This window comes from Halosegnis longus, assembly GCF_009663395.1.
GTDB lineage: Archaea > Halobacteriota > Halobacteria > Halobacteriales > Haloarculaceae > Halosegnis > Halosegnis longus.
The window spans coordinates 1,101,110-1,122,952 of sequence record NZ_QKNW01000001.1 but is presented as its reverse complement, the minus strand read 5'-3'; the positions used below and the strand labels follow the sequence as shown (position 1 = coordinate 1,122,952).

At 65.8% G+C, this 21,843-nt stretch carries 23 protein-coding genes and 1 tRNA gene; 12 read left to right on the top strand and 12 right to left on the bottom strand.

Translation table 11 applies throughout. The annotated features are described in order from the left end of the window. The first annotated feature begins 140 nt into the window (after window positions 1-140). The gene (locus DM818_RS06135; RefSeq protein ID WP_075937604.1) at window positions 141-701 is read left to right on the top strand and encodes a DUF1684 domain-containing protein; all 561 of its coding nucleotides are present in this window, start codon (window positions 141-143) and stop codon (window positions 699-701) included. Between the two features lie 33 nt (window positions 702-734). Here DM818_RS06135 and DM818_RS06130 read toward each other — a convergent pair whose 3' ends face one another. Next, on the bottom strand, window positions 735-1,421 hold the full coding sequence (locus DM818_RS06130; RefSeq protein ID WP_075937605.1) for a class I SAM-dependent methyltransferase: 687 nt from the start codon (window positions 1,419-1,421) through the stop codon (window positions 735-737). A gap of 82 nt (window positions 1,422-1,503) precedes the next feature. Between DM818_RS06130 and DM818_RS06125 the strand changes: the two genes are divergently transcribed. Then, a complete protein-coding gene (locus tag DM818_RS06125) occupies window positions 1,504-1,935 on the top strand; it encodes a DUF2391 family protein (protein ID WP_075937606.1) in 432 nt (143 codons plus the stop codon). Window position 1,936: 1 nt separating this feature from the next. On the opposite strand, the gene DM818_RS06120 is transcribed toward DM818_RS06125, so the two are convergent. Beyond that, window positions 1,937-2,125, bottom strand: a complete 189-nt coding sequence (locus DM818_RS06120; protein ID WP_075937607.1) for a hypothetical protein — start codon at window positions 2,123-2,125, stop codon at window positions 1,937-1,939. Window positions 2,126-2,204: 79 nt separating this feature from the next. Here DM818_RS06120 and DM818_RS06115 point away from each other — a divergent pair, with 79 nt between their 5' ends. Next, on the top strand, window positions 2,205-2,783 hold the full coding sequence (locus tag DM818_RS06115; protein WP_075937608.1) for a DUF7090 family protein: 579 nt from the start codon (window positions 2,205-2,207) through the stop codon (window positions 2,781-2,783). Here the strand turns inward: DM818_RS06115 and DM818_RS06110 are convergent. The 5 genes from DM818_RS06110 to DM818_RS06095 are packed head-to-tail and all read right to left on the bottom strand — an operon-like array spanning window position 2,780 to window position 5,972. After that, a complete protein-coding gene (locus DM818_RS06110) occupies window positions 2,780-3,580 on the bottom strand; it encodes a DUF7089 family protein (RefSeq protein ID WP_075937609.1) in 801 nt (266 codons plus the stop codon). The two genes, DM818_RS06115 and DM818_RS06110, sit on opposite strands and share 4 nt — an antisense overlap. 9 nt (window positions 3,581-3,589) lie before the next feature. Beyond that, entirely contained in the window at window positions 3,590-3,724 is a 135-nt protein-coding gene (locus tag DM818_RS15290) for a hypothetical protein (protein ID WP_268891812.1), read from the bottom strand. Between the two features lie 38 nt (window positions 3,725-3,762). Continuing rightward, the gene (locus DM818_RS15140; protein ID WP_075937610.1) at window positions 3,763-4,953 is read right to left on the bottom strand and encodes an OapC/ArvC family zinc-ribbon domain-containing protein; all 1,191 of its coding nucleotides are present in this window, start codon (window positions 4,951-4,953) and stop codon (window positions 3,763-3,765) included. Beyond that, window positions 4,954-5,331, bottom strand: coding sequence for a DUF2073 domain-containing protein (locus DM818_RS06100; RefSeq protein WP_075937611.1), 378 nt, complete (start codon window positions 5,329-5,331; stop codon window positions 4,954-4,956). It abuts the gene before it with no gap. After that, window positions 5,331-5,972 (bottom strand): Era-like GTP-binding protein, encoded by a 642-nt coding sequence (locus DM818_RS06095; protein WP_075937612.1) that lies wholly within the window; start codon window positions 5,970-5,972, stop codon window positions 5,331-5,333. Before DM818_RS06095 ends, DM818_RS06100 begins: the two co-directional genes overlap by 1 nt. A 1,427-nt stretch (window positions 5,973-7,399) precedes the next feature. On the opposite strand from DM818_RS06095, the gene DM818_RS06090 reads away from it, so the two are divergent. Further along, window positions 7,400-9,043, top strand: a complete 1,644-nt coding sequence (locus tag DM818_RS06090; protein ID WP_075937613.1) for a Cdc6/Cdc18 family protein — start codon at window positions 7,400-7,402, stop codon at window positions 9,041-9,043. An 8-nt stretch (window positions 9,044-9,051) separates the two neighbouring features. Here DM818_RS06090 and DM818_RS06085 read toward each other — a convergent pair whose 3' ends face one another. After that, entirely contained in the window at window positions 9,052-9,426 is a 375-nt protein-coding gene (locus tag DM818_RS06085; RefSeq protein WP_075937614.1) for a group I truncated hemoglobin, read from the bottom strand. A 150-nt stretch (window positions 9,427-9,576) separates the two neighbouring features. Here DM818_RS06085 and DM818_RS06080 point away from each other — a divergent pair, with 150 nt between their 5' ends. From DM818_RS06080 to DM818_RS06055, 6 genes are all read left to right on the top strand, one after another. Beyond that, window positions 9,577-9,999 (top strand): PPC domain-containing DNA-binding protein, encoded by a 423-nt coding sequence (locus DM818_RS06080; RefSeq protein WP_123123596.1) that lies wholly within the window; start codon window positions 9,577-9,579, stop codon window positions 9,997-9,999. Further along, entirely contained in the window at window positions 10,000-14,118 is a 4,119-nt protein-coding gene (locus DM818_RS06075) for a DNA-directed DNA polymerase II large subunit (RefSeq protein ID WP_153952446.1), read from the top strand. 304 nt (window positions 14,119-14,422) lie between these two features. Next, the gene (locus DM818_RS06070) at window positions 14,423-14,896 is read left to right on the top strand and encodes a cupin domain-containing protein (protein ID WP_123123597.1); all 474 of its coding nucleotides are present in this window, start codon (window positions 14,423-14,425) and stop codon (window positions 14,894-14,896) included. A 41-nt stretch (window positions 14,897-14,937) separates the two neighbouring features. Next, window positions 14,938-15,318 carry a DCC1-like thiol-disulfide oxidoreductase family protein gene (locus DM818_RS06065; protein ID WP_075937623.1) on the top strand — a complete coding sequence of 127 codons (381 nt, stop codon included), beginning with the start codon at window positions 14,938-14,940 and terminating at the stop codon, window positions 15,316-15,318. A gap of 105 nt (window positions 15,319-15,423) precedes the next feature. Beyond that, a complete protein-coding gene (locus tag DM818_RS06060) occupies window positions 15,424-15,789 on the top strand; it encodes a GNAT family N-acetyltransferase (RefSeq protein WP_153952445.1) in 366 nt (121 codons plus the stop codon). Window position 15,790: 1 nt separating this feature from the next. Beyond that, on the top strand, window positions 15,791-15,943 hold the full coding sequence (locus tag DM818_RS06055) for a GNAT family N-acetyltransferase (protein WP_153952444.1): 153 nt from the start codon (window positions 15,791-15,793) through the stop codon (window positions 15,941-15,943). Window positions 15,944-16,238: 295 nt separating this feature from the next. Here DM818_RS06055 and thsB read toward each other — a convergent pair whose 3' ends face one another. The 4 genes from thsB to DM818_RS06035 all read right to left on the bottom strand — a co-directional run bounded on the left by thsB (window position 16,239) and on the right by DM818_RS06035 (window position 18,859). After that, window positions 16,239-17,906: a thermosome subunit beta gene (thsB, locus tag DM818_RS06050; RefSeq protein ID WP_075937625.1), complete on the bottom strand. Its 1,668-nt coding sequence runs from the start codon at window positions 17,904-17,906 to the stop codon at window positions 16,239-16,241. 258 nt (window positions 17,907-18,164) lie between these two features. Beyond that, a tRNA-Ser gene (locus DM818_RS06045) sits at window positions 18,165-18,245 on the bottom strand. Between the two features lie 45 nt (window positions 18,246-18,290). After that, a complete protein-coding gene (locus DM818_RS06040) occupies window positions 18,291-18,479 on the bottom strand; it encodes a hypothetical protein (protein WP_153952443.1) in 189 nt (62 codons plus the stop codon). After that, window positions 18,479-18,859, bottom strand: coding sequence for a Rid family detoxifying hydrolase (locus tag DM818_RS06035; RefSeq protein ID WP_075937627.1), 381 nt, complete (start codon window positions 18,857-18,859; stop codon window positions 18,479-18,481). The genes DM818_RS06040 and DM818_RS06035 overlap by 1 nt, the downstream gene beginning before the upstream one ends. A 53-nt stretch (window positions 18,860-18,912) precedes the next feature. Between DM818_RS06035 and DM818_RS06030 the strand changes: the two genes are divergently transcribed. Both DM818_RS06030 and DM818_RS06025 read left to right on the top strand, forming a co-directional pair. Then, window positions 18,913-19,719 (top strand): hypothetical protein, encoded by an 807-nt coding sequence (locus DM818_RS06030; protein ID WP_153952442.1) that lies wholly within the window; start codon window positions 18,913-18,915, stop codon window positions 19,717-19,719. 90 nt (window positions 19,720-19,809) lie between these two features. Then, complete coding sequence (locus DM818_RS06025; protein ID WP_153952441.1) at window positions 19,810-21,780, top strand: MutS-related protein; 1,971 nt, start codon at window positions 19,810-19,812, stop codon at window positions 21,778-21,780. Window positions 21,781-21,843 lie beyond the last annotated feature (63 nt).

The window sequence follows — 21,843 nt, the reverse complement described above, 5'->3', positions numbered from 1 at the left end:
AAGCCGTACTCACCGACGGAGCCAAACTCAGAAACACATACCTCCGAGGCATTCAAACAGCTCACGACGGCAAGGATGCCGAAGTAATCGGCTTCGAGTCGGTCACAACAGCCTTCAGTCCACGAACCGAACCCGAATCCATGAGCACGAACTTCGACGAACAGCAGTGGCGAGCCGAACTCGAGGGGCACCGCGACCACAAAGACGACTTCTTCGCGACGGAGCGCCAGTCGCCGATACCGGAAGACCAGCGCGACGCCTTCGACGGGCTGTCCTACTTCGAGCCGGACCCGGCCTACCGCGTCGAGGCGAACATCGACCCCATCGACAGCGACGACACCATCACGATGGAGACGACCGTCGAGACCGAACAGGAATACGAGCGCGTCGCCCGGCTCACCTTCGAACTCGCCGGCGAGGAGCGAACGCTCGTCGCGTACAGCGGCGTGAATCAGGATGGCGACTCGCTGTTCGTTCCGTTCCGCGACAAGACGACCGGCCAGCAGACGTACGGGGCGGGCCGATACATGGAGTTCGAGGTCGACGGCGAGGTGACGGCCGCGGACACCGTCGTCTTGGATTTCAACCTCGCGTACCACCCCTTCTGCGCGTACAACGACGCGTTCGCGTGCCCGCTCCCCCCGGAGGAAAACTGGCTCGACGTGCCGATCGAGGCGGGCGAGAAGCTGCCGGACGCGTAGCCGAGAGCGTCGGGCGAGACAGTTAGGAGCGAATCAGGCGACGCCGACGGTGAGCAGGGTGCCGTAGGTGCGATACCGTTCGACCATCGCCTCGCGCGACTCCCAGTCGTCGGTCGGGAAGTGGGCTGCGGGTGGAATTTCGATCTCCTCGTCGGCGATGTTGTCCTGCGTGGCGACGGCGAGGCCGGCCTCGCGGAACGCCGCGCGGTACTCGCTCGCGTCCCAGCGTGTCATGTCGATAGCGATGTTCTCCTGCCACTCGTGGCTGTGGACGTTCTCCTCGTAGTAGTTCACGGCACAGTGGAAGGTGCCGCCCGGTCGGAGCACGCGGGCGACCTCCCGGAGCGTTTCCCGTGGGTCGCTGCTGTAGTAGAACGCCTCCATCGTGACGACGTGGTCGATACTGTCGTCGGCGAAGGGGAGCGAACCGAAGTCGCCGACGACGAAGCCGATGTTGTCGTGGCCGGCCTCGCGGGTGTACTCGCGGGCGTTGCGTGCCATCTCCGGCGCGCCGTCGAGTCCGTAGCCGCGACCGATATCCTTCGTGTCCGCGAGCGCGCGCAGCGGGTAGCCGCTGCCCGTCCCCAAGTCGAGGACGGTGTCGCCGGCCTCGACGGGCATCCGCGAGAGGACGTGTTTCGCGGTGTGCCAGTGGCGCTCCTCCATTCCCTTGTCCCGGCCGTCGGCGGCCCACGCATCGAACTCGTCGCTGACGCTCATACCGGCGCGAGGGCGGGAGTCCACTTCAGCCGTGCGTTCGGGGGGAACGCTGGATTTTAGCCGGCCGACGGTGACTCAGAGTATGGTCAGTTCGCGCCGGCGGTTCCGACTCACCGATATCGCCCAGCAGGTTGTCGGCGGCTTCCTGCTCGCCGGCCCGTTCGTCGTCACGGCGGAGGTGTGGCAACTCGCCAGCGAGATGAGCGCGCTTCAGGGCGCGCTCGCGGTGTTTCTCGTCTTCGCCATCGGCTACGGCGCACTGTACAAGGCCGACAGCGACCGCGACCCCGACCGCGAGCGGGAGGTGGCCGGCGTTCCGGTTCGGTTCGTCTCGCTCATGCTCGTTTCGTTCGGCTCGGTCGCCATTCTTGCACTCGTGTTCGACGCGCCGGGGACGTTCTTCGCCGAGTTCGGCGTCGAGGCGGGTGACCAGCTCGCGGCCGGCGCGCGCGCCATCGCCATCGGCGCGATCTTCTCCGTCGTCGGGGCGGCGACGGCCGATACGGTCTTCTGACTCAGGCCGGCAGCGCCTCCCACGGGCGCGGGAGAATCCCGACGAGCGCGGCTCCGGCGATTGGACTCCAGTAGAGCGCGACGAACGCCGGGTCGAACGCGTTCCGTGCGGCGAGGACGCCACCGACGACGAGGAAGGCGACGACCAGCATCGACCACACACCGAGCGCCCGCTGTCGCTGTTCGTTCACGCGAGAGAGTACGACCGCCGGGCGAAAACCGTTGTGGCGGACCTTCGAGATTTAAGACGGAGCCACTCCCACGGAGGGTATGGAGTACGACCTCGCTATCGAGAACGCACCCGCGACGATTTCCGGTGGAACTGGCATCCTGCTCGTCCACCCGTCGACGGGAGAGACGGACCGTATCGACACCGACTTCCTGAAGACCGACACGGACCACCGGCTCGTCGTCTCCACCAGAACCACCGCACGCGAGGTGGCACAGAAGCTCGACTACTACGAGGTGGACCGCGAGACGACTGACATCCTCGACACGCTCTCCGTGGAGCGTGGCTACTCGCGGCGCACCTCCGAGAGCGTCCACTACATCTCCGCCCCCGACGACACCGACGCCCTCGTCCAGAAGGTGGAGTGGTTCCTCGAAAATCACGAGGGGAAGCTTCGCGTCTCCTTCGATTCCATCACGGAACTCGCCTACTACGCCGACGAGGAGAACGCCCGCGAGGCGGTGGAGGCGATTCTCGACCTGCTCGTCGAGTACGACGCCGTCGGCCTGTTCCACCTCGCGGAGGAGGTCCACGACGCCGACGTGGTCGCCGGCTACCGCGACCTCTTCGAGGCCGTCATCGAGTTGAGCGAGGACGGCACCGTCACCGCCGATTTCTAGTCTTCGACGCCCAGCGCGTCGAACGTTCGCGTCGCCCACTGGAGTGCGTACTCGCTCCCGTGGTCGGCGTACGCCTCCGTCGCGAGCGCGCTGAACGGAGCCGGTAGCTCGATACCGCCGTCTCCGGCGTGTTTGACCGCCGCACACGCGAGTTCGGCCGCCGCCGCGAAGCTCGTCTGATTCTGTGCGAGCTCCGTCGAGAGGCTGTCGAGTCGCGGCTTCAGCCGCTCGCCGGCGTCGACCCACTGGGCGTAGAGGTCCGGATGCTCGTCTTCCCAGCCGGCGAAGATATCCCGCGTGTGGACGCCCTTGTACGCCTCGTACAGCGCGGCCGCGAGCTGGTAGGTGTCGACCGGCGACAGCGGCGACCGCTCGGCGAACTCGCGGTAGCGCGCGCCGAAGAAGCCGAAGAACTGCTCCGGAACGCCGGTCCCGATTTCGACGAGCGCCGTCGCGACGAGAAAGTCGACGAACGCGTCCGGCGAGCCGGTGGTCCGCGGTTTGATGAAGACGAACGGCGGGTCGGTCTGGCGGGTCCACGTCACGCCGCCGTCGCCGGGCGCGCCGACGGTGAACGCGTCGCTCGCGAGTTCGTGTAAGGCGTCGGGCGCGTCTTCGGGCACCCAACGCGGGTCGTACTCGAATAAGTCGAGGCTGTCCGCGCGCAGCCCCAACTGCTCTGCGACGGCCGGGTCGAGCGTCTCGAAGTCCTGTTCGGCGTCGAGCACGACCGCTCCGGGTGCGTGCTGCTCACGGACGGCAGCGAGCGTCGAGTCCAACTCGTGGTCGGTGAACATCGGGAATCCTCAGGCGACGAGGACGGCGATGACCGCGAGCGAGGCGAGCGCGGCGACGCCGACGGTACCCAAGACGACCTTCGTAGCATCACTCATTATGTCGAGACTCTGCGTGCGAGTGGTTAAAGTCTTCAGTTCCCGCACGCGGCGCGGGGCGAGGGAGACAGAGCAGAAAGCGGGCGCTACTCGCCGATGTCGCGGTCGCCGAGCCACTCCTCGGGCATCTGGATGACGTACCGGCCGTTCTCGCGCAGCGCGATGATGTACTCGTCGCGGTCGTACAGCTCCATCAGGTTCAGCTCGTACTGGCCCGGCTCGACGATTTTGATGGACTCGAACTGGTCGTTGAGCTGTTCGCGAAGCTCGGCCATGTCCGTCTCGTCCTCGCTCGGCTCGGAGACGACTCGACCGTCGGACGGACTGGGACGGTCGTCGCCGTCGACCAATCCGTCGGCCTCGTCCGGCTGTTCCGGGCGGTCGGTCGGTTGTTCGGAGCCGTCGACCGACTGTTCGGCGCGGTCGGTCGACTGTTCGATAGAATCTGTCGCTTCGGTGTCGTCTGTCCCGCCGGCGTCGGGAAGCTCCTCGTCGGAGACGATGTCCGAGCGAGCACTCGCCTGTGCGCGGTCCTCGCTGTCGGACTCCATAGCAGCGTCAGCGTCGATGATGTCGGCGTCGGTGTCGGACTCCTGGGAAGTGGGTTCGTCCGGGGTCGACTCGTCGACGGTCGGGTCGGCCGCGGTCTCGGCTGTCTCGTCGGCGGTCGCAGTTGGTGTCGCGTCCGAATCGTCCTGAGTAGCGTCGTCGACAGCGGCCGAACCGTCCTCGTTGAGCCCACCGCGTCGGATGGGATCGGCCGCGTCGGAGGAATCGGGCCACGGAGCGTCGGCACTCGGCATGTCCCCGTCGTCGGCGTCTGCCCCGGTCGCCGGCGTCGATTCCCCCTCGTTTCGGGTGGAGTCGTCCGTCGACGTAGTAGTCGATTCGTCCGTCGGGGTAGTAGTCGACGCGCTCGGTGGAGTCGTATCCGTCGGCTCGCCGGGTGAGGGCGCATCCGTCCGGTCGTCCTCGGGAGCGGCGTCGTCGGAGTCCCCGGGAGTGGCGTCGCCGGAGTCGTCGGGGTTGTCGCGCTCGTCGGGGCGTTCATCTCCGGAGACGAAATCACGGACCTTCGTCGCGGCGCGTCCGACCGTGGACGCGGTACCGCCGGGGTCGGCCGACTCGGGCGGGTTGTCAGACTCTTCGGGGTCGTCGAACCCCTGGCCGTCGGGCTGGAACTGGAACTTGTTGCCGCCACACTCGGGACAGCCGCCGAGCATCTCCTTCGAGCCGTCGGCGAACGTGTAGCCACAGGCGGTGCACTGGTGGGGCATCTACTGGTCGTGGATGAGGGTGCTGATGAGGTTCTCGTCTTTGTGCAGCGTCTCGATGCGGTTTGCCGGCCCGATGACCGTCAGTTTCCCCTTCGAGGATTTGCCAATCAGCTTCCCGAACAGACCGGTCTCCTCGCCGGTCGGGATGGTCTCGATTTCGATGCCAGTGAAGCCGTCTGGCGAGATCTCGGACATCGTCACCTCGATGAGCTTCGACTCCTCGTCGGGGTCGAGTCCCTTCTCCAGGATGACGATGTTCCCCTCGTGGACGCTGTCGAGGATGAGCCGGATTTTCTCCATCGTGCGGAGTCCGTCCATCCGCTCGGCGCTGATCATGTCGATTTGGACGCCGTCGTCGGAGCGTTGTGATTCGGGCATTATCCAAAGTACTCCGCGATTTTGTCGTACACTTCGTCCATGTTGTCACCCTCCAGTGCGGAGAGCGGAATCGTCTCGTGTTGGGGGAACGCGTCGCGGATGCGCTTGACCGACGCGTCCTCGAGGTCCGTCTTGTTGGCGAGAATGAGAACCGGGAGGTCTTGGCTCTCGATGATGCCGATGAGCATCGTGTTCACCTGCGTGAACGGGTCGGTCGTGGCGTCGAGCACGTAGATGACGCCGTCGACGTCTTCACGCAGCCAGTGCATCGCCTCGGCGACGCCCTCCGTGGCCTCGCGGGACCGGCGGACGGCGTCTTCCTTCTCGATGTCGTGTTCGAGAAACTCCTCGTAGTCGATTTTGGTCGTGACACCCGGCGTGTCGACGATGTCGATGGAGACGGTGCGGCCGTCGCGTTTGATTTCGACGTTCTCCTTGCGGCGAGCGCGGCGCGTCTCGTGTGGCACGTGGCTCTCGGGACCGATGGCGTCGCCGGTCCAGTCGCGGGCGATACGGTTCGCGAGTGTCGTCTTGCCTGCGTTCGGCGGGCCATAGATACCGATTCGCTTCGGCTCCGACCCGGCGAACAGACTCGACGTCACCGTGGAGATGCTTGATTTGATATTGGTGAGTAGTCCCATCCGTTCCTCCGACAGCCCGTCTGTGACGTGGGCCGCTCTGTCCGTATCACTTCGCTACGCGCACTTAAGCTTGTGTCAGACAACAGGTGTCAAACTGCCGTCTGCCCGCGGTCTGTCGGCCGTGTTCCGGTCGAACGTGCCCGACGTTCCAGAGCCGCGCGCGTCGTTTCTCCGTCGGATTCACCGCCTTCGCTTACGTCTGGTTGCACGTCTGGTCTGTTCTCGCGTCTCGTCTAGTCGTCGTAGCCGTTCCGGTCGGGCGCTTCTCGTCTCGTGTACTTTCGGCCTGTGTACTTTCGGCTCGTATACTTTCGGCCTGTGTACTTTCGGCTCGTATACTTTCGTGCCGTATACTTTCGTGCCCTGTACTTGTACCACGGGCGCGCACGCTAGCCGAGTCGACCCGAAGCGGTCGCCCGGAGAGTGGGGATGGCCCTTTTCGACACTCACCCGAGCTGCTTGTTCACGGCGCGCTGTCAGACGTGCGGCTGTCGCTCGTCGGTCAAGCGGCGGACGACTTCGAATGGATGATGGCGAGAGCAAAAGGGACAGTCAGCAGGGATGTCGCTACTCCGTAGCGAATCTGTGAGACGAAACTGTCGACGGCCACGCCCGACGTTCGAACCGATCGGGGAAGCCGGCCGCCGACCCCCACCCCTTCGTTTCGAGTGGAACCCGCCAGCTGCCCACCCCACCCGCGAATAGCGGTGAAATAGGATACCGGCAGTAGAAGGCTCCTAAACGACGAAGACGACGATAGCCACAACGAAACAACCACAACCCCACTCGACAGACCGCTTTGTCTAGTACGGGTCTGGTTACCCGGTATCTATATTAAAGATACCGGCTTGTCTAGGCCTAGTTCGACGCGTTCCGACCCCCCCACCCCGGGTATGATTCGTGTTCCACCCGAAACGACGGGGTGGGGGTTTGACCCTCTCGTCTCCCCCATTCCTAGAACCGACGGACGTAACGACGGTAGACTCCTAGTACCACACCGTATCCTACATGAGTACTAGTATCCCTAGGGACACCTAGCAAGCACCGTTTCGCCTCTAGTAACTCTGCGCGTTCTCTATCACTGCAAGCCCCTTCAGCGGTCACTCCCGAGTGGCTGTAGCGGCTGTTCGAGTCGAAGCCGACGCCTTCGCGGCTACGCTGTCGTCGTTGATGATTTTATGATCCACTGAGATGTGCTGGCGCGGCCGCCGTTCCACCCGCAACGCTGGTGTTCGACACCGTAACCCCTCATTCTTCGACGCTGTCTCCGTAATACTTAATAGTCGTACCACCACCGGTTCGTTTGCACTCACTGACCCCTACCGACAGCACGCACCCCCGATACAGCCGGCTTTGCCCGGCCCTACGGGGAAGTCAGGACACGCGCGTCGGCACTCCACCCGAAACAGCGGGGTCACGACCCAACTATGACAGACGACACTCCCGACGCCGAGGACGAGGAATCGCCCGCCACAGAGCCGGCTCCCGCAGACGAAACGACGGGGGAGTTCGGTCTCGACAGCAGCGACGACGCCGCCGGCGGACGCGATTCCATCGACACCGCCGACATCGACCTCGACGATATCGTCCTCGACGAGCCGGCCGACGAGCCGGACGAGGCGTCGCGGGGGCTCTTCGACGACCTGCTGGAGGGAGAACCCATCTTCGAGAACAAGGAGGTGCTTCGCCCTTCCTACACTCCCCACAAGCTCCCCCACCGCGAGGAGCAGATCAACAACATGGCGACCATCCTCGTCACCGCCCTCCGCGGGGACACCCCCTCCAACATCCTCATCTACGGGAAGACCGGGACGGGCAAGACCGCGAGCGCGAAGTTCGTCTCCGAGGAGCTGGAGACCACCTCGAAGAAGTACGAGGTGCCCTGTGAGGTCCAGTACATCAACTGTGAGGTGACCGACACCCAGTACCGCGTGCTCACACAGCTCGCAAACAAGTTCATCGACGAGAACGAACAGCTCGTCGAGGAGAAGCTCGACGCGCTGCGGGACCTCCGTGAGCGTGCCGCCGACGCCCGCACCGACGAGGAGTCGACCGACGACCTCGACGACGGCCCGTCCGTCGAGGCCGTGCTCGCCAGCGACCTCGACGTGTCGGAGGGTCCCTTCGAGAGCATCGACGATCTCGACGCCCGCATCGAGAAGCTGGAGACCGACTACGAGGAGTTCGAGCCGGCCCCCATGACCGGCTGGCCCACCGACCGCGTCTACCAGACCTTCTTCGACGCCGTCGACTACCACGAGCGCGTGGTCGTCATCATGCTCGACGAAATCGACAAGCTCGTCGAGAAGTCCGGCGACGACACCCTGTACAATCTCTCGCGGATGAACTCACAGCTCGACAACTCCCGCGTCTCCATCATGGGTATCTCGAACGACCTGAAGTTCACCGAGTTCCTCGACCCTCGCGTTAAATCCTCTCTCGGCGAGGAAGAGATCGTCTTTCCACCCTATGACGCCACCCAGCTGCGCGACATCCTCCAGCAGCGCTCGGAGGTCGCGTTCAAACCCGACTCGCTGGGCGACGACGTGATTCCGCTGTGTGCGGCCTTCGCCGCACAGGAACACGGTGACGCGCGCCGCGCCCTCGACCTCCTGCGAACCGCCGGCGAACTCGCCGAGCGCGACCGCACCGAGAAGGTCCACGAGGAACACGTCCGCAAGGCACAGGAGAAAATCGAACTCGACCGCGTGGTCGAGGTGGTCCGCACCCTGCCGATGCAGTCGAAACTCGTCTTGTACGCGACGGTCCTCCTCGAGAAGAACGGCGTTCACAACATCAACACCGGCGAGGTGTTCAACATCTACAAGCGGCTGTGTGAGGAAATCGACGCCGACGTGCTCACCCAGCGCCGCGTCACCGACCTCATCTCCGAACTCGACATGCTGGGTATCGTCAACGCGGTCGTCGTCTCGAAGGGCCGGTACGGCCGCACGAAGGAAATCTCGATGTCGGTCCCACTCGAAGAGACGGAGGCGGTCCTGTTGTCGGACTCCCGCATCGGCGAGGTTGAGGACGCACAGCCGTTCGTTCAGGCGCGCTTCGACAACTGAACCGACGATTACGCGTCCTCGGGACGGGCCAGCAGCTCCTCCTGATACGCTGCCACGGCCTCGACCACCGCGTCGGCGTCCTCGTCCGGGACGCCGTGTTCCTCGAGACTCTGATACAGTAGCTCGACGGCGCGGTCGATGTGTTCGGGAGTGAACGGCACGTGGAGGTGTGCCTCCCGAACTGGCGGGCCGTCGTACGTCTCCGGGCCGCCGGCCGCCTCACAGAGGAAGTCGGTCTGCGTCTCGCGGAGCCGCTTGATGTTCGCGTCGGCGAAGAACTCGCCCAGTTCCTCGTCGCCGACCAACTGCGCGTAGAAGTCATCGACCACGTCGGCGATTCCCTCCCGACCGCCGAGTCGGTCGTACAGCCGCTCTCCTGACATGACTGGGCGTTCTAGCGCGGAGGCTAAACTGTTCCGGCCAGCCTGTGTGCTGTCCCCCGAGCCTCTCGGCTCCTCGCAGACCCCTCCGTTTCGAGTGGAACTACCAGTTCTCACGGTAGGCTTTAGTCTGCAGGAGTGTTCGCTGTGGACATGGATTACCGCGAACTCGAAGGAACACGCGAGTTCGTCGCGGGGCTCGACCACGGCGGCGACTGGCGCGCACAGATCGAGACGTTCGCCGCCGCCGAGGACATCGGCGCGGCCTTCTTCGTGGGACTCGGCGCGGTGCAGGACGTCGAGTTCTACTTCTACGACCAGGACGACCAGGAGTACTACCCCGAGTACTTCGACGAGCCGCTGGAGGTGGCCGCCTGCGTCGGCAACATCTCGACGCTGGACGGCGAGCCGTTCGCCCACACCCACGCGGTCTGTTCCCGCGAGGACGGCACGACGGTCGCCGGCCACCTGAACAGCGCGACGGTCTTTGCCGGCGAGCTGTACGTCCGGGCGTTCGACGCGGACCTCGTGCGCGAGCACGACGAGACGACCGACCTCGACCTCTGGCCACTGTAGATGGACGACGAGGCGTACTTCGCACAGCTCGAACGACAGCTCGATGCCGCCTTCGACGTGGCCGAGGAGGCCAAGACGCGCGGCGAGGACCCGAAGCCCGAGGTGGAGATTCCGGTCGCGAAGGATATGGCCGACCGCGTCGAGAACATCCTTGGTATCGAGGGGGTCGCGGAACGGGTGCGCGAACTCGAAGGCGAGATGTCACGCGAGGAGGCCGCCCTCGAACTCGTGACGGACTTCGTCGAGGGGACGGTCGGCGACTACGACTCCCGCGCCGGGAAAGTGGAAGGGGCGGTCCGAACCGCCGTCGCGCTCCTCACCGAAGGTGTCGTCGCGGCCCCGATCGAGGGTATCGACCGGGTCGAACTGCTGGAAAACGACGACGGCACGGAGTTCATCAACATCTACTACGCCGGCCCGATTCGGTCCGCGGGCGGGACGGCACAGGCGCTGTCCGTCCTCGTTGGCGACTACGCCCGCGCGCTGCTTGGCATCGAGGAGTACAACGCCCGCACCGACGAGACGGAACGCTACGCCGAGGAAATCGCCCTCTACGACAAGGAGACCGGGCTCCAGTACACGCCGAAGGACAAGGAGACGAAGTTCATCGCCAAGCACATGCCCGTGATGTTGGACGGGGAGCCGACGGGCGACGAGGAGGTCTCTGGCTTTCGCGACCTCGAACGCGTCGACACCAACTCCGCCCGCGGCGGGATGTGTCTCGTGCTCGCCGAGGGAATCGCGCTCAAGGCCCCGAAGATTCAACGCTACACCCGCCAGCTCGACGAAATCGACTGGCCGTGGCTGCAGGACCTCATCGACGGCACCTACTACGAGGACACGGACGAGGCGAGTCCAGACGAAACCGACGGGGACGACGCCGAGACCAAGACCGAGACCGACGACGGACAATCGGACGCCGAAGCCGGTGACGGCCAGCCCGAGCCAGTCGGACCTCCCCGCGCGGAGCCGTCACAGAAGTTCCTGCGTGACCTCATCGCCGGGCGGCCGGTGTTCAGTCACCCCTCTGAGAGCGGCGGGTTTCGACTCCGCTACGGTCGCGCCAGAAATCACGGCTTCGCGACCGCCGGCGTCCACCCCGCGACGATGCACATCGTCGACGACTTCCTCGCGACCGGCACACAGATCAAGACCGAACGCCCGGGGAAGGCGGGCGGTGTCATTCCCGTCGACTCCATCGAGGGGCCGACGGTCAAACTCGCCAACGGCGACGTGCGCCGCATCGACGACCCGGCGGAGGCGAAGGAGGTTCGCAACGGCGTCGTCGAGATTCTCGACCTGGGGGAGTATCTCGTCAACTACGGCGAGTTCGTGGAGAACAATCACCCGCTCGTGCCGGCCTCCTACGTCGCCGAGTGGTGGCAACAGGACCTCGCGGCCGCGGGCGCGGACGTGCAGGCGCTCGCCGACGACCCCGCCGTCGACCTCGATTCCCCCGACGCCGAGCAGGCGCTCGCGTGGGCCGACGAGTTCGACGCCCCGCTCCATCCGACCTACACCTACCTCTGGCACGACCTCTCCGTCGAGGCGTTCGAGTCGCTGGCGGCGACGGTCGCGGAGTCGGGTCGCTTCGCCGAGGCCGACGGCGGCCTGCTCGAAGCCCCGACCGAGCCGTCGGCCACACAGACGCTCGTCCTTCCGAACACCGAGGCGGTCACCGACGCGCTCGAGACGCTCGTCGTCGAGCACACGCAGGGCGACGAGACCGTCTCCGTTCCCGACGCCCTCCCGTTCGTCCGCTCGCTCGGGCTGACCGACGACCTCGACCGGACGTGGGAAACGCTCTCGCGCGAGGCGCGCGAGTGGGCCGACGGCGAGAACGCCCACCGCGCCGCGACCGAGGTCGCGCCCTTCGACCTCCAAGAGCGAGCGCCCACCCGCATCGGCAACCGAATGGGTCGCCCCGAGAAGTCCGAACAGCGCGAGATGTCGCCGGCCGTCCACACCCTCTTCCCCATCGGCGAGGCGGGGGGAAGCCAGCGCGACGTGACCGGCGCGGCCAAACAGCGCGACGTGTCGGCCGCCTCCCCCGGCGAGGTCGACGTGGAGGTCGCGCGCCGCCGGTGTCCGGACTGCGACAACGACACCTTCCGCGGTCGCTGTCGCGACTGCGGCTCGTGGACGGAGCCACACTACGTCTGTCCCGACTGTGAGCGCGACGTGGAGCCGGACGAGTCGGGCCGCGCCGAGTGTCCCCGGTGTGAGACGCTCGCCCGCTCCACCGAGTACCGCAACCTCGATTTGAACGAGGAACTCCGTGACGCTCACGAGGCGGTCGGTGAACGCGCCGGCTCCTACGATATCCTCAAAGGCGTGAAGGGACTCACCTCGACGCACAAGATACCCGAGCCGCTCGAAAAGGGGATTCTCCGCGCGAAAAACGACGTGTCGTCGTTCAAGGACGGCACCGTCCGCTACGACATGACCGACCTCCCCGTCACCTCGGTCCGGGCGGCGGAACTCGACGTGACCGTCGACCAGCTGCGGGAGCTGGGGTACGAGACTGACATCGACGGCGAGCCGCTGCGCCACGACGACCAACTCGTCGAGCTACAGGTGCAGGATATCGTCCTCCCCGACGGTGCAGCCGAACACATGCTCCGCACCGCCGACTACGTCGACGACCTGCTCGAACGCTACTACGGGCTGGACGCCTTCTACGAACTCGACGACCGCGAGGAGCTCGTCGGCGAACTCGTCTTCGGGATGGCTCCCCACACCTCGGCGGCCGTCGTCGGCCGCGTCATCGGCTTCACCTCCGCGGCCGTCGGCTACGCGCATCCGTACTTCCACGCCGCGAAGCGCCGCAACTGCTTCCACCCCGAGACGAAGCTGTGGTACCGTGACGAGAGTGACGAGTGGCACCACGGTCGTATCGACGAGTTCGTCGAATCTCGGCTCGACCCCGCGACCGCCCGCGAGGACGATTTCGGGACGCTCGTTCAGGAACTCGACGGTGACGTGTTCGTTCCGTCTGTGACCGATAACGAAACTGAGACGCTGAAGCCGGTTGAGGCTGTCTCGAAACACCCGGCTCCCGACCACATGATTCGTGTCGAAACCGAGGGGGGACGAACGCTGACCGTTACTCCTGACCACCGTCTCTGCCGGTGGAATGGAGCCATGGAAAAAATCGAGGCAAGCACGGTTACTGCCGGCGATACTCTCGCTGTTCCGACACACCAATCAGGTAACTACACGGAAGCCTCCCGAACTGCCGTCGCTGATGGTGGTGTCGTGACAGATACCGTCTCGTCTGTCGAAATCGTTCAGAGTGACACCGACTACACCTACTGCCTCACGGTTGCAGACACGCATACGCTCGTCGCGAACGATACGTACGTCGCGCAGTGTGACGGCGACGAAGATTGTGTGATGCTCCTGATGGACGGTCTTCTGAACTTCTCGAAGGAGTATCTGCCCGACCAGCGGGGCGGCCAGATGGACGCGCCGCTGGTGATGTCCTCGCGCATCGACCCCTCGGAAATCGACGACGAGGCGCACAACATGGACATCGTGGACCGGTATCCGCGGGAGTTCTACGAGGCGACGCGCGAGCAGGCCGACCCCGGCGACGTGGATATCCAGATTGCGGAGGACACCCTCGGTACGCCCGACGAGTACAGCGGCTTCGACCACACCCACGACACGACGGATATCGCGCTCGGCCCCGACCTCTCGGCGTACAAGACTCTCGGGAGCATGATGGACAAGATGGACGCGCAACTCGAACTGGCGCGGAAGCTCCGCGCTGTCGACGAGACGGACGTGGCCGAACGGGTCATCGAGTACCACTTCCTGCCGGATCTCATCGGGAATCTGCGCGCGTTCAGCCGGCAGGAGACGCGGTGTCTCGACTGCGGCGAGAAGTACCGCCGGATGCCCCTGACCGGCGACTGCCGGGAGTGTGGTGGGCGCGTGAATCTCACGGTACACGAAGGCTCCGTCAACAAGTACATGGACGTGGCAATCCGCGTGGCCGAGGAGTTCGGCTGCCGTGAGTACACCAAACAGCGGCTGAAGATTCTCGAACGCTCACTGGAGTCCATCTTCGAGAACGACAAGAACAAGCAGGGAAGCATCAGCGACTTCATGTGACCCCACTTTTTGCACATCACTCGCAGCCTCCGGCTGCTCGCTCTCTGCTCACGGGCGCAATGCGCCCGTTCGCACGGCCTGCGGGAACTGCGTTCCCGCATCGAGGCAAAAACTGGTTGAAAATATGCGCGGGCGTGCTCCCGTCACGAGCCTCCCTGCGGTCGGCTCGTGGTGGTCCGCGCGCCCTACGGCTCCCGGCTCCGGCGTTCGCCGCACAGTTTCGTTCGACGCTCCCCGCACAGTGACAGCACAGCCACCACGACCGCTCGCGATAATTTAGTAACTGTGTGTCATTCTCTCCCGTATGGTCAACGAAGCCGATATCGAGTGGACCGACCACGAGGGCGAGGAGACGGCGTTTCGCCGGAAGAAACTGGCCGCAGCGAGCGACGGTGAGGACCTCGGCTGCTCGCTGTACGAACTCGACCCCGGCGACCGACCGTGGCCGCTGCACTACCACACCGGAAACGAGGAGGCGTTCTACGTGCTCGCCGGCGAGGGGACGCTCCGGCGCGGCGAGGAGCGCGAGGACGTGGCGCTCGAACCGGGGGAGTACGTCGCCTGTCCGGCCGACGCCTCGGGCGCACACCAAATCGTGAACGACGGTGACGAACCGCTGCGGTATCTTGCTATCTCGACGATGCACGAGCCGGACGTGCTCATCTATCCCGAGGTAAACGGACTGGGTGTGATGGCCGGTTCGCCGCCCGGGGGCGACGGCGAGCGGCCGGTGTCGGGGTTTTATCAGCGCGGCGACGCCGTCGAGTACTGGGACTGAGTCGGGAAACACGGAAGGCTATCGCCCGCGTATTTCGACTCATGACGGAGTCAGCGACGTTCGTGTACGACGACGAGTGCGGTTTCTGCACGTGGTGTGCACAGCGGCTCATCGACCACTCCGAGCTCGCCGTCATCGGCTTTTCCGACCTCGACGACGAGCAGCGTGAGCGGCTGCCCGACGACTGGCGCGAGGGGGCACACCTCATCACCGACGAGCAGGTGTACTCCTTCGGCGAGGCCATCGAGCAGGCGTTCGAGCGGAGCGACCTCGCGCCGCCGAAATCCGACGAGACGCTCGACTTCCTCCGGCAGTTCAGCGACTACAACCGCCTGCGCGAACGGCTGTACCGCGAGGCGGCCGACCGCCGCGCGCTCTGGGGGAAGTTCGCCCGACAGGAGACTCCCGTTCGTCGCAACTGAACAGGGGTCGGCTATATACCGAAAACGCCACCGTTTCGGGTGGAAATGTGCGTTCGCGTACCACACTCGAAGTAGCTTCTTTGCGGCCCGCGTCCCAGCGAGGGTATGCCCGGTCCCGTGTTCATCGAGGGTGACCGCATCGATCTCCACGTCATCGAGGAGTCGGACGCCGAGACCATCCAGCAGTTGGTCAATCAGCCGGCCGTCCGACAGGACCTCGGGATGACGACTCCGGTTGCCCTCCACGACGAAAAGGAGTGGATTACGAGCGACGACGACGGCACTACGCTACTCATCGGTCTCGACGGCGAAGGAATCGGCACAGTCGGGATGGACGACCCCGGTACGTGGGGGGCTGCGAACATCAGCTACTATCTCGACCCCGAACACTGGGGGAACGGCTACACGAGCGAGGCGCTGCATCTACTCGCACAACACGCCTTCCGCGAGCGTCGCGAAGCTCACCGGTGACGTGTACGCGACGAACGACGCCTCGGCCGGCGTGATGGAGTCTGTCGGGTTCGTGCAGGAGGGTCGCCGCCGAAAGGAGGCGTTCGTCGACGGCGAGCGCATCGACGTGCTCCGATACGGCCTGCTCGCCGAGGAGTACGAGGCTCCCGAGTAGGATTTTGTCGTCGCTGTGGCTGTGCCGTTGCTGTGGCTGTGCCGTCGCGGCTGCTGTACAGTCAGCATCGAAAGAAACTACGCGGCGAACGCCGGAGGCGTGAGCCGTAGGGCGCGCGGACCACCACGAGCCGACCGCAGGGAGGCTCGTGACGGGAGCACGACCGCATATTTTCAACCAGTTTTTGCCTCGATGCGGGAACGCAGTTCCCGCAGGCCGTGCGAACGGGCGCATTGCGCCCGTGAGCAGAGACTGAGCGCGCTGCAAGCGCGCGAAGGAAGTGCAAAAAGTGGGGTTACATCATGCCGCCCATGCCACCCATACCGCCCATGCCGCCACCCATGCCGCCGGGTGCACCACCTTCGTCCTCCTCACCCTCGGTGGAGAGGTCGCCGGCGGAGATGATATCGTCAATTTTGAGCACGAGGTTCGCGGCCTCGGTGGCGGACGAAATCGCCTGCTCCTTGGCGTGGGCCGGCTCGACGACGCCGGCGTCGTAGGTGTTCACCACGTCGCCGGTGAACACGTCGAGTCCGGCGTGCACGTCGCCGTCTGCGTGGGCCGCACGCAGGTCGACGAGCGTGTCGATGGAGTCGAGCCCGGAGTTGTCGGCGAGCACGCGCGGGATGAGTTCGAGCGAGTCGGCGAACGCCTCGACGGCGAGCTGTTCGCGACCCTCGACGGAGTCGGCGTAGTCGCGGAGTCGGGAAGCGACCTCGACCTCCGCTGCGCCGCCGCCCGACAGCACGCGGCCGTCGGAGACGGTCGTCGCGACCACGTCGAGCGCGTCGCCGATACCGCGTTCGAGCTCGTCGACGACGTGCTCGGTGGAGCCGCGAAGCAGGAGCGTCACGCCGTGGCTGTTCTCGCCCTCGACGTAGAACAGTTCGTCCTCGTCGTCACGCGAGATGTCGGCGGTGCCGAGCGCGTCGGCGGTGGCGTTCTCGATGTCGGAGACGACGCTCGCGCCCGTGACCTCCTTCAGGAAGGCGATGTCGGACTTCTTGACACGGCGCACGGCGAGGATGCCGCGCTTGGCGAGGTAGTGTTGGGCCATGTCGTCGATGCCCTTCTGACAGAAGACCACGTCCGCGCCGGTGTCGGCGATGGCGTCGACCTTCGCGCGGAGCTGCTCTTCCTCGCTGTCGAGGAACGACTGGAGCTGGTCCGGGGAGTCGAGCTGGAGCTCGGCGTCCACGTCCGTTTCGTCCAGTTCGATGGGCGAGTTCGTGAGCAGCACCTTCGCGTCCGTCAGGTTCGTCGGCATCGACTCCTGTACGGGGTCCTTGTCGATGACGGCGCCGTTGAGGAGTTCCGACTCGCTGGCGGAACGGCCGGTCTGGGTCTCGATGTTGATGTACTCCAGGTCGACGACGTGGCTGCCGTCCTCGGCCTCGACGGTGACGCTCTCGACGGCCTCGACGATGAGCCGGCTGAGCAGCTCCTTGTTGAGTTCCGCGCCCTTGCCCGTCATCGAGGTCTCCGCGACCTTGCGAAGCCGCTCGGTGTCGGTCGGGTCGACGGACTCGGCGAGGTTGCCGATTTCCTCGCGGGCCTGCTCGCTCGCGAGGTGGAACCCCTTGATGATGGCCGTCGGGTGGATATCCTGCTCGAGGAGGTCCTCGGCGTTCTTGAGGAGTTCACCCGCGACCGCGACGGCCGTCGTCGTGCCGTCGCCGGCCTCGTCTTCCTGTGTCTCGGCGACCTCGACGATCATGGAGGCCGTCGGGTTGTCGATGTCCATCTCTTGGAGGATGGTGACGCCGTCGTTCGTGACGGTCACGTCGCCCATCGAGGAGACGAGCATCTTGTCCATCCCCTTCGGACCGAGGGTCGAACGCACGGCCTCGGCGACGGCGCGTGCCGCCGAGATGTTGTGTCCCTGCGCATCCTCGTCTTTCATCCGCTGGGAGTCCTCACCGAGAATTACCATCGGCTGGCCCTGCATTCGCTGTTGACTCATGTGGTTGGAGAATTGCTCACGGTTCTATATAAATATAATGGTGTTGGCTCTCCGGCGTCCGCGTGACGCGGAGCCGTCACCACCAGAAAACCGACAGCAGACACCGGATTTCTTCACTGTCGTATACATTGGTATGGTGTGTCGTATCGTACCCACTGCGGGATCCGAACGAGTGTTTATATACTCATACACACTCCAGAACGGTTCCTCACAGCGAACGCCGAGCGAACCGCTCTCGACGTAGTTCGTCGGTGAAAACGCCGGGACAGGGATTTGAACCCTGGATCCATAATGGAACACGCTTTCCAGGCGTGCGCCTTACCACTCGGCCATCCCGGCCCGGTCGTTCCTACCCCGTTCGTCGTGTAAAGCGTTTCGAGACGGTCACGGGAAGCGTCTGTCCACGAGATACGACAGCCCCGCGGTGGTGGTGCCGACGAGGCATCCGACGACGAGCGCCAACAGCACCGAGAGGTCGGCGTCGGTCGCCAGCCGGTAGCCGAACGCGAGCACGACGAACAGCAGCCCGCTCGTGACTCCCCACAGCGCGCTCTCCCGGACGACCGGCTCCATTACTCGACGCTGGCGACCGCCTCGATTTCGACGGCCACGCCCTTCGGAAGCGCGCCCGCCTGCACCGCCGATCGCGCCGGCGGCTCCGAGTCGAAGAACTCTGCGTACGCCGCGTTCATCTCGTCGAAGTCGTCGATATCCGCGAGAAACACCGTCGTCTTCAGCACGTCCGTCGGCGCTGCGCCCGCCTCCGCCAGCACGGCCTCCAGATTCGAGAGCGCGAGTTCGGTCTGCTCGGCCACGGACGCCTCGTCGCGAAGCTCACCGTCGGGGGTGAGCGGAATCTGGCCGGCGGTGAAGACGAGGTCGCCGTTCGTCGTCGCTTGGCTGTACGCGCCGACGGCTTCCGGCGCGTCGTCGGTGTGGAGGATTCTCTTCATATCCGGGGGCAGGCGTGGCCCGCTCTTAACTCCGGTGGAGACGTAGCTCCGGCGTGTCCCGCATTCGACGCCTCCTCGCCGGCGTGATCCTCGCCGCGGTAGCCGGGATTGTCGCCCTCATTCGTGCTCGCCGTCGCGCACGCGAGGTCCCCCTCAGCCCGATTCTCGGCGACAGCTACATCGGCGGCGACTGGGCCGACCGCCGCGACCTCCGCGGGGCGTCCGTCCCCGGCGAGATGGGTTCCCTCGACGCGTACGAGAGCGAGTCGTTCGACCCCGACCGCGTCCACCCCGACGTGCGCGCGCTGTACGAACAGACGAGCGAGTTCGAGATGCGGGTCGACGCGACGTGGTATCGGCCGTTCCGACTCGGCGCACGAGCCGCCTCCCGGCTGACGAGCCGGGTCGAACAGCTAAATCTCCCCGGGCCAGGCGACGCGGCGAAACGCGTCGAGAGCGACCTCGCGACCCTCGCCGAGCCGGCCGCGAGCCGCGACCCGCGCGAGGCCCCGCGACTCTGGATTCGGACCGAGCCGGACGGCACCGGCGTCTTCACGGCCATCTACGCCAGCTACGAGCGCGAGGACGACCGCCGCGTCGACATCGCCGTTCCGCTCCCGAGCGCGAACCTCTCGACGGTGCTCGCCGTCCACAACGACGACGCGGGAATCGAACTCACGACCGACTGTCCGGACGGCGGGCTGTATCTCACCACGCCGGTCGGGGCGATATCACTCCCGGCAGACCAGCGGTTTCGGGTCCAGCCGGCCCCCGGCGAGCCGGCCGCCGTCGCCCGCCAGTACATCCGGCTCTGTGGCGTCCCGCTCGTGACGATACGCTACGACGTGTTCCGTCGCTGACGGTCGGGTCGACGGACCGCTTGCTGTGGTCCCGGCACGGACGCCCACGAGGACTAAGGGTTTTTCTCGCGGGGGCCGTCACACCCGCCAATGGAGTTGGAATCGGTTCCCGGCGTCGGAGCGAAGACCGCCGCGCGGCTCCGCGAACTCGACGACGCCGAAGCCGCCCTCGAACGCGGCGACGTGGCCGCAATCGCCCGCGCACCACAGGTCTCGGAGGGGCAGGCCGCCCGCATCGCCAGAGGTGCCATCCGCGCCCGCCACGGCGACGCCGACGACTTCCTGGCAACCGACCGCGCCCGCGAACTCTACGACGACGCGCTCGCCCTGTTGCAGGCCGAAACCGTCACCGACTACGCCGCCAAGCGGTTGGAAACGTTCTACCCATCGGCGAGCGAGAGCCGCCTCGCCGAGACCCGGGAGTTCACCGACCGCGCGCTCGCCCGCGACCCCACACCCGAGGTGGCCGACGCCCTCGCCGACGTGACGCCGCTCGCAGAGCCGCGTGACGTGCGCGTGCGTGACCGCTGTCTCGCCACCAGCGACGCCGAGACCTACTCGCGAGCGAGCGACGCCTTCCCCGAACTCTCCGTCGAACTCGTTGACGACGCCCGCGACTTAGCGGAACTCGCGCGCGGCTACGCGACCGTTATCGCGCTCGACGAGTCGTTCGCCGGCATCGAGGTGGAGGGTGACGTGCGCGTCGAACCCGACGCGTTCGACGACCCCGTCTCGGTCGTCCCCGAGCGTGCACTCGCCTTCTTCGCCCGCAACCGCGACTCCGTCCGGGCTGCGGCACGCGTCCACGACGCCGCCGGCATCGACGCGCCCCTCGACACCGACACCGTCGAGGATGCCCTCTCGCGACTCACCGAGGAGGGGACCGTCGCCGACGACGACGAACTCGACCGGCTCTCCGTCGCCGTCGACGACCTCGACGCCGCCGTCTCGATGGCCGAAAACACCGCCAACGACCGCCTCCGCGAGGCCATTGAGGAGCGGGACGTGACCATCGAGGGTGGGGACTTGCTCTCGCTTGTCGAACGCGGTGCCGGCGTCGACTCCTTGCTTGACCGCGAACTCGCCGACGAGTACAGCGACGCCATCGAGGCCGCCCGCGACCAACTGGTCGAAACCCTCTCGCTCTCTGACCACGCCGCCCGCGCCCGCACCGCCTTCCCCGACGACCCCACCTTCCCCGTCGAGCACGACGAGCGCGTCGTGAGCAAACTCCGTGAGGAGCTCACCGCCGAGCGTGACCGCCGCGCCACCCGGCTCAAACAGGAGCTCGCCGAGCAGTTGGCCGACCTCCGTGAGCCGGCCGCCGACCTCGTGGACGCCGCGCTCGAACTCGACGTGGAACTCGCGGTCGCCCGCTTCGCGGACCGGTACGACTGCACCGTCGCCGAGATGGGTGGCTCCGGCGTCGCCATCGAGGGCGGTCGGTCGCCCCTGCTCGACGTGGCCTTCGAGGACGTGGAGCCGGTCGATTACGCCGTCGGCGGGGTCGCGCTGCTCTCGGGTGTCAATTCCGGCGGCAAGACCTCGACGCTCGATTTGGTCGGGCTCGTAGCCGTGCTCGCACACATGGGGATGCCCGTGCCCGCCGACGAGGTCCGAATCGAGCAGTTCGAGGCGCTCCACTATCAGGCCAAGTCGCAGGGGACCCTCGATGCGGGAGCCTTCGAGTCCACGCTCCGGGAGTTCGGCGACCTCGCGACGGGCGACGCCACCCGCCTCGTGCTCGTGGACGAACTCGAATCCATCACCGAGCCGGGTGCGAGCGCGCTCATCATCGCCGGCATCCTCGAAGCGCTCCACGAGTCGGATTCGACTGCCGTCTTCGTCTCCCACCTCGCGGGCGAGATTCGCGACGCCTGCGCGTTCGACGTACAGGTCGACGGTATCGAGGCCGTCGGCTTGGAGGACGGGGAACTCCGCGTGAATCGCTCGCCCGTCAAGAACAAGCTCGCGCGCTCGACCCCGGAGCTGATCGTCGAGAAATTAGCGGAGGATTCGGGTGAGATGTTCTACGACGACCTACTGGACAAGTTCGAGTGACTGCCACAGCGACGGCGAACCGACTCCCCGCTCCGCCCACAGCTTTATCATGTCCGGGTAGCG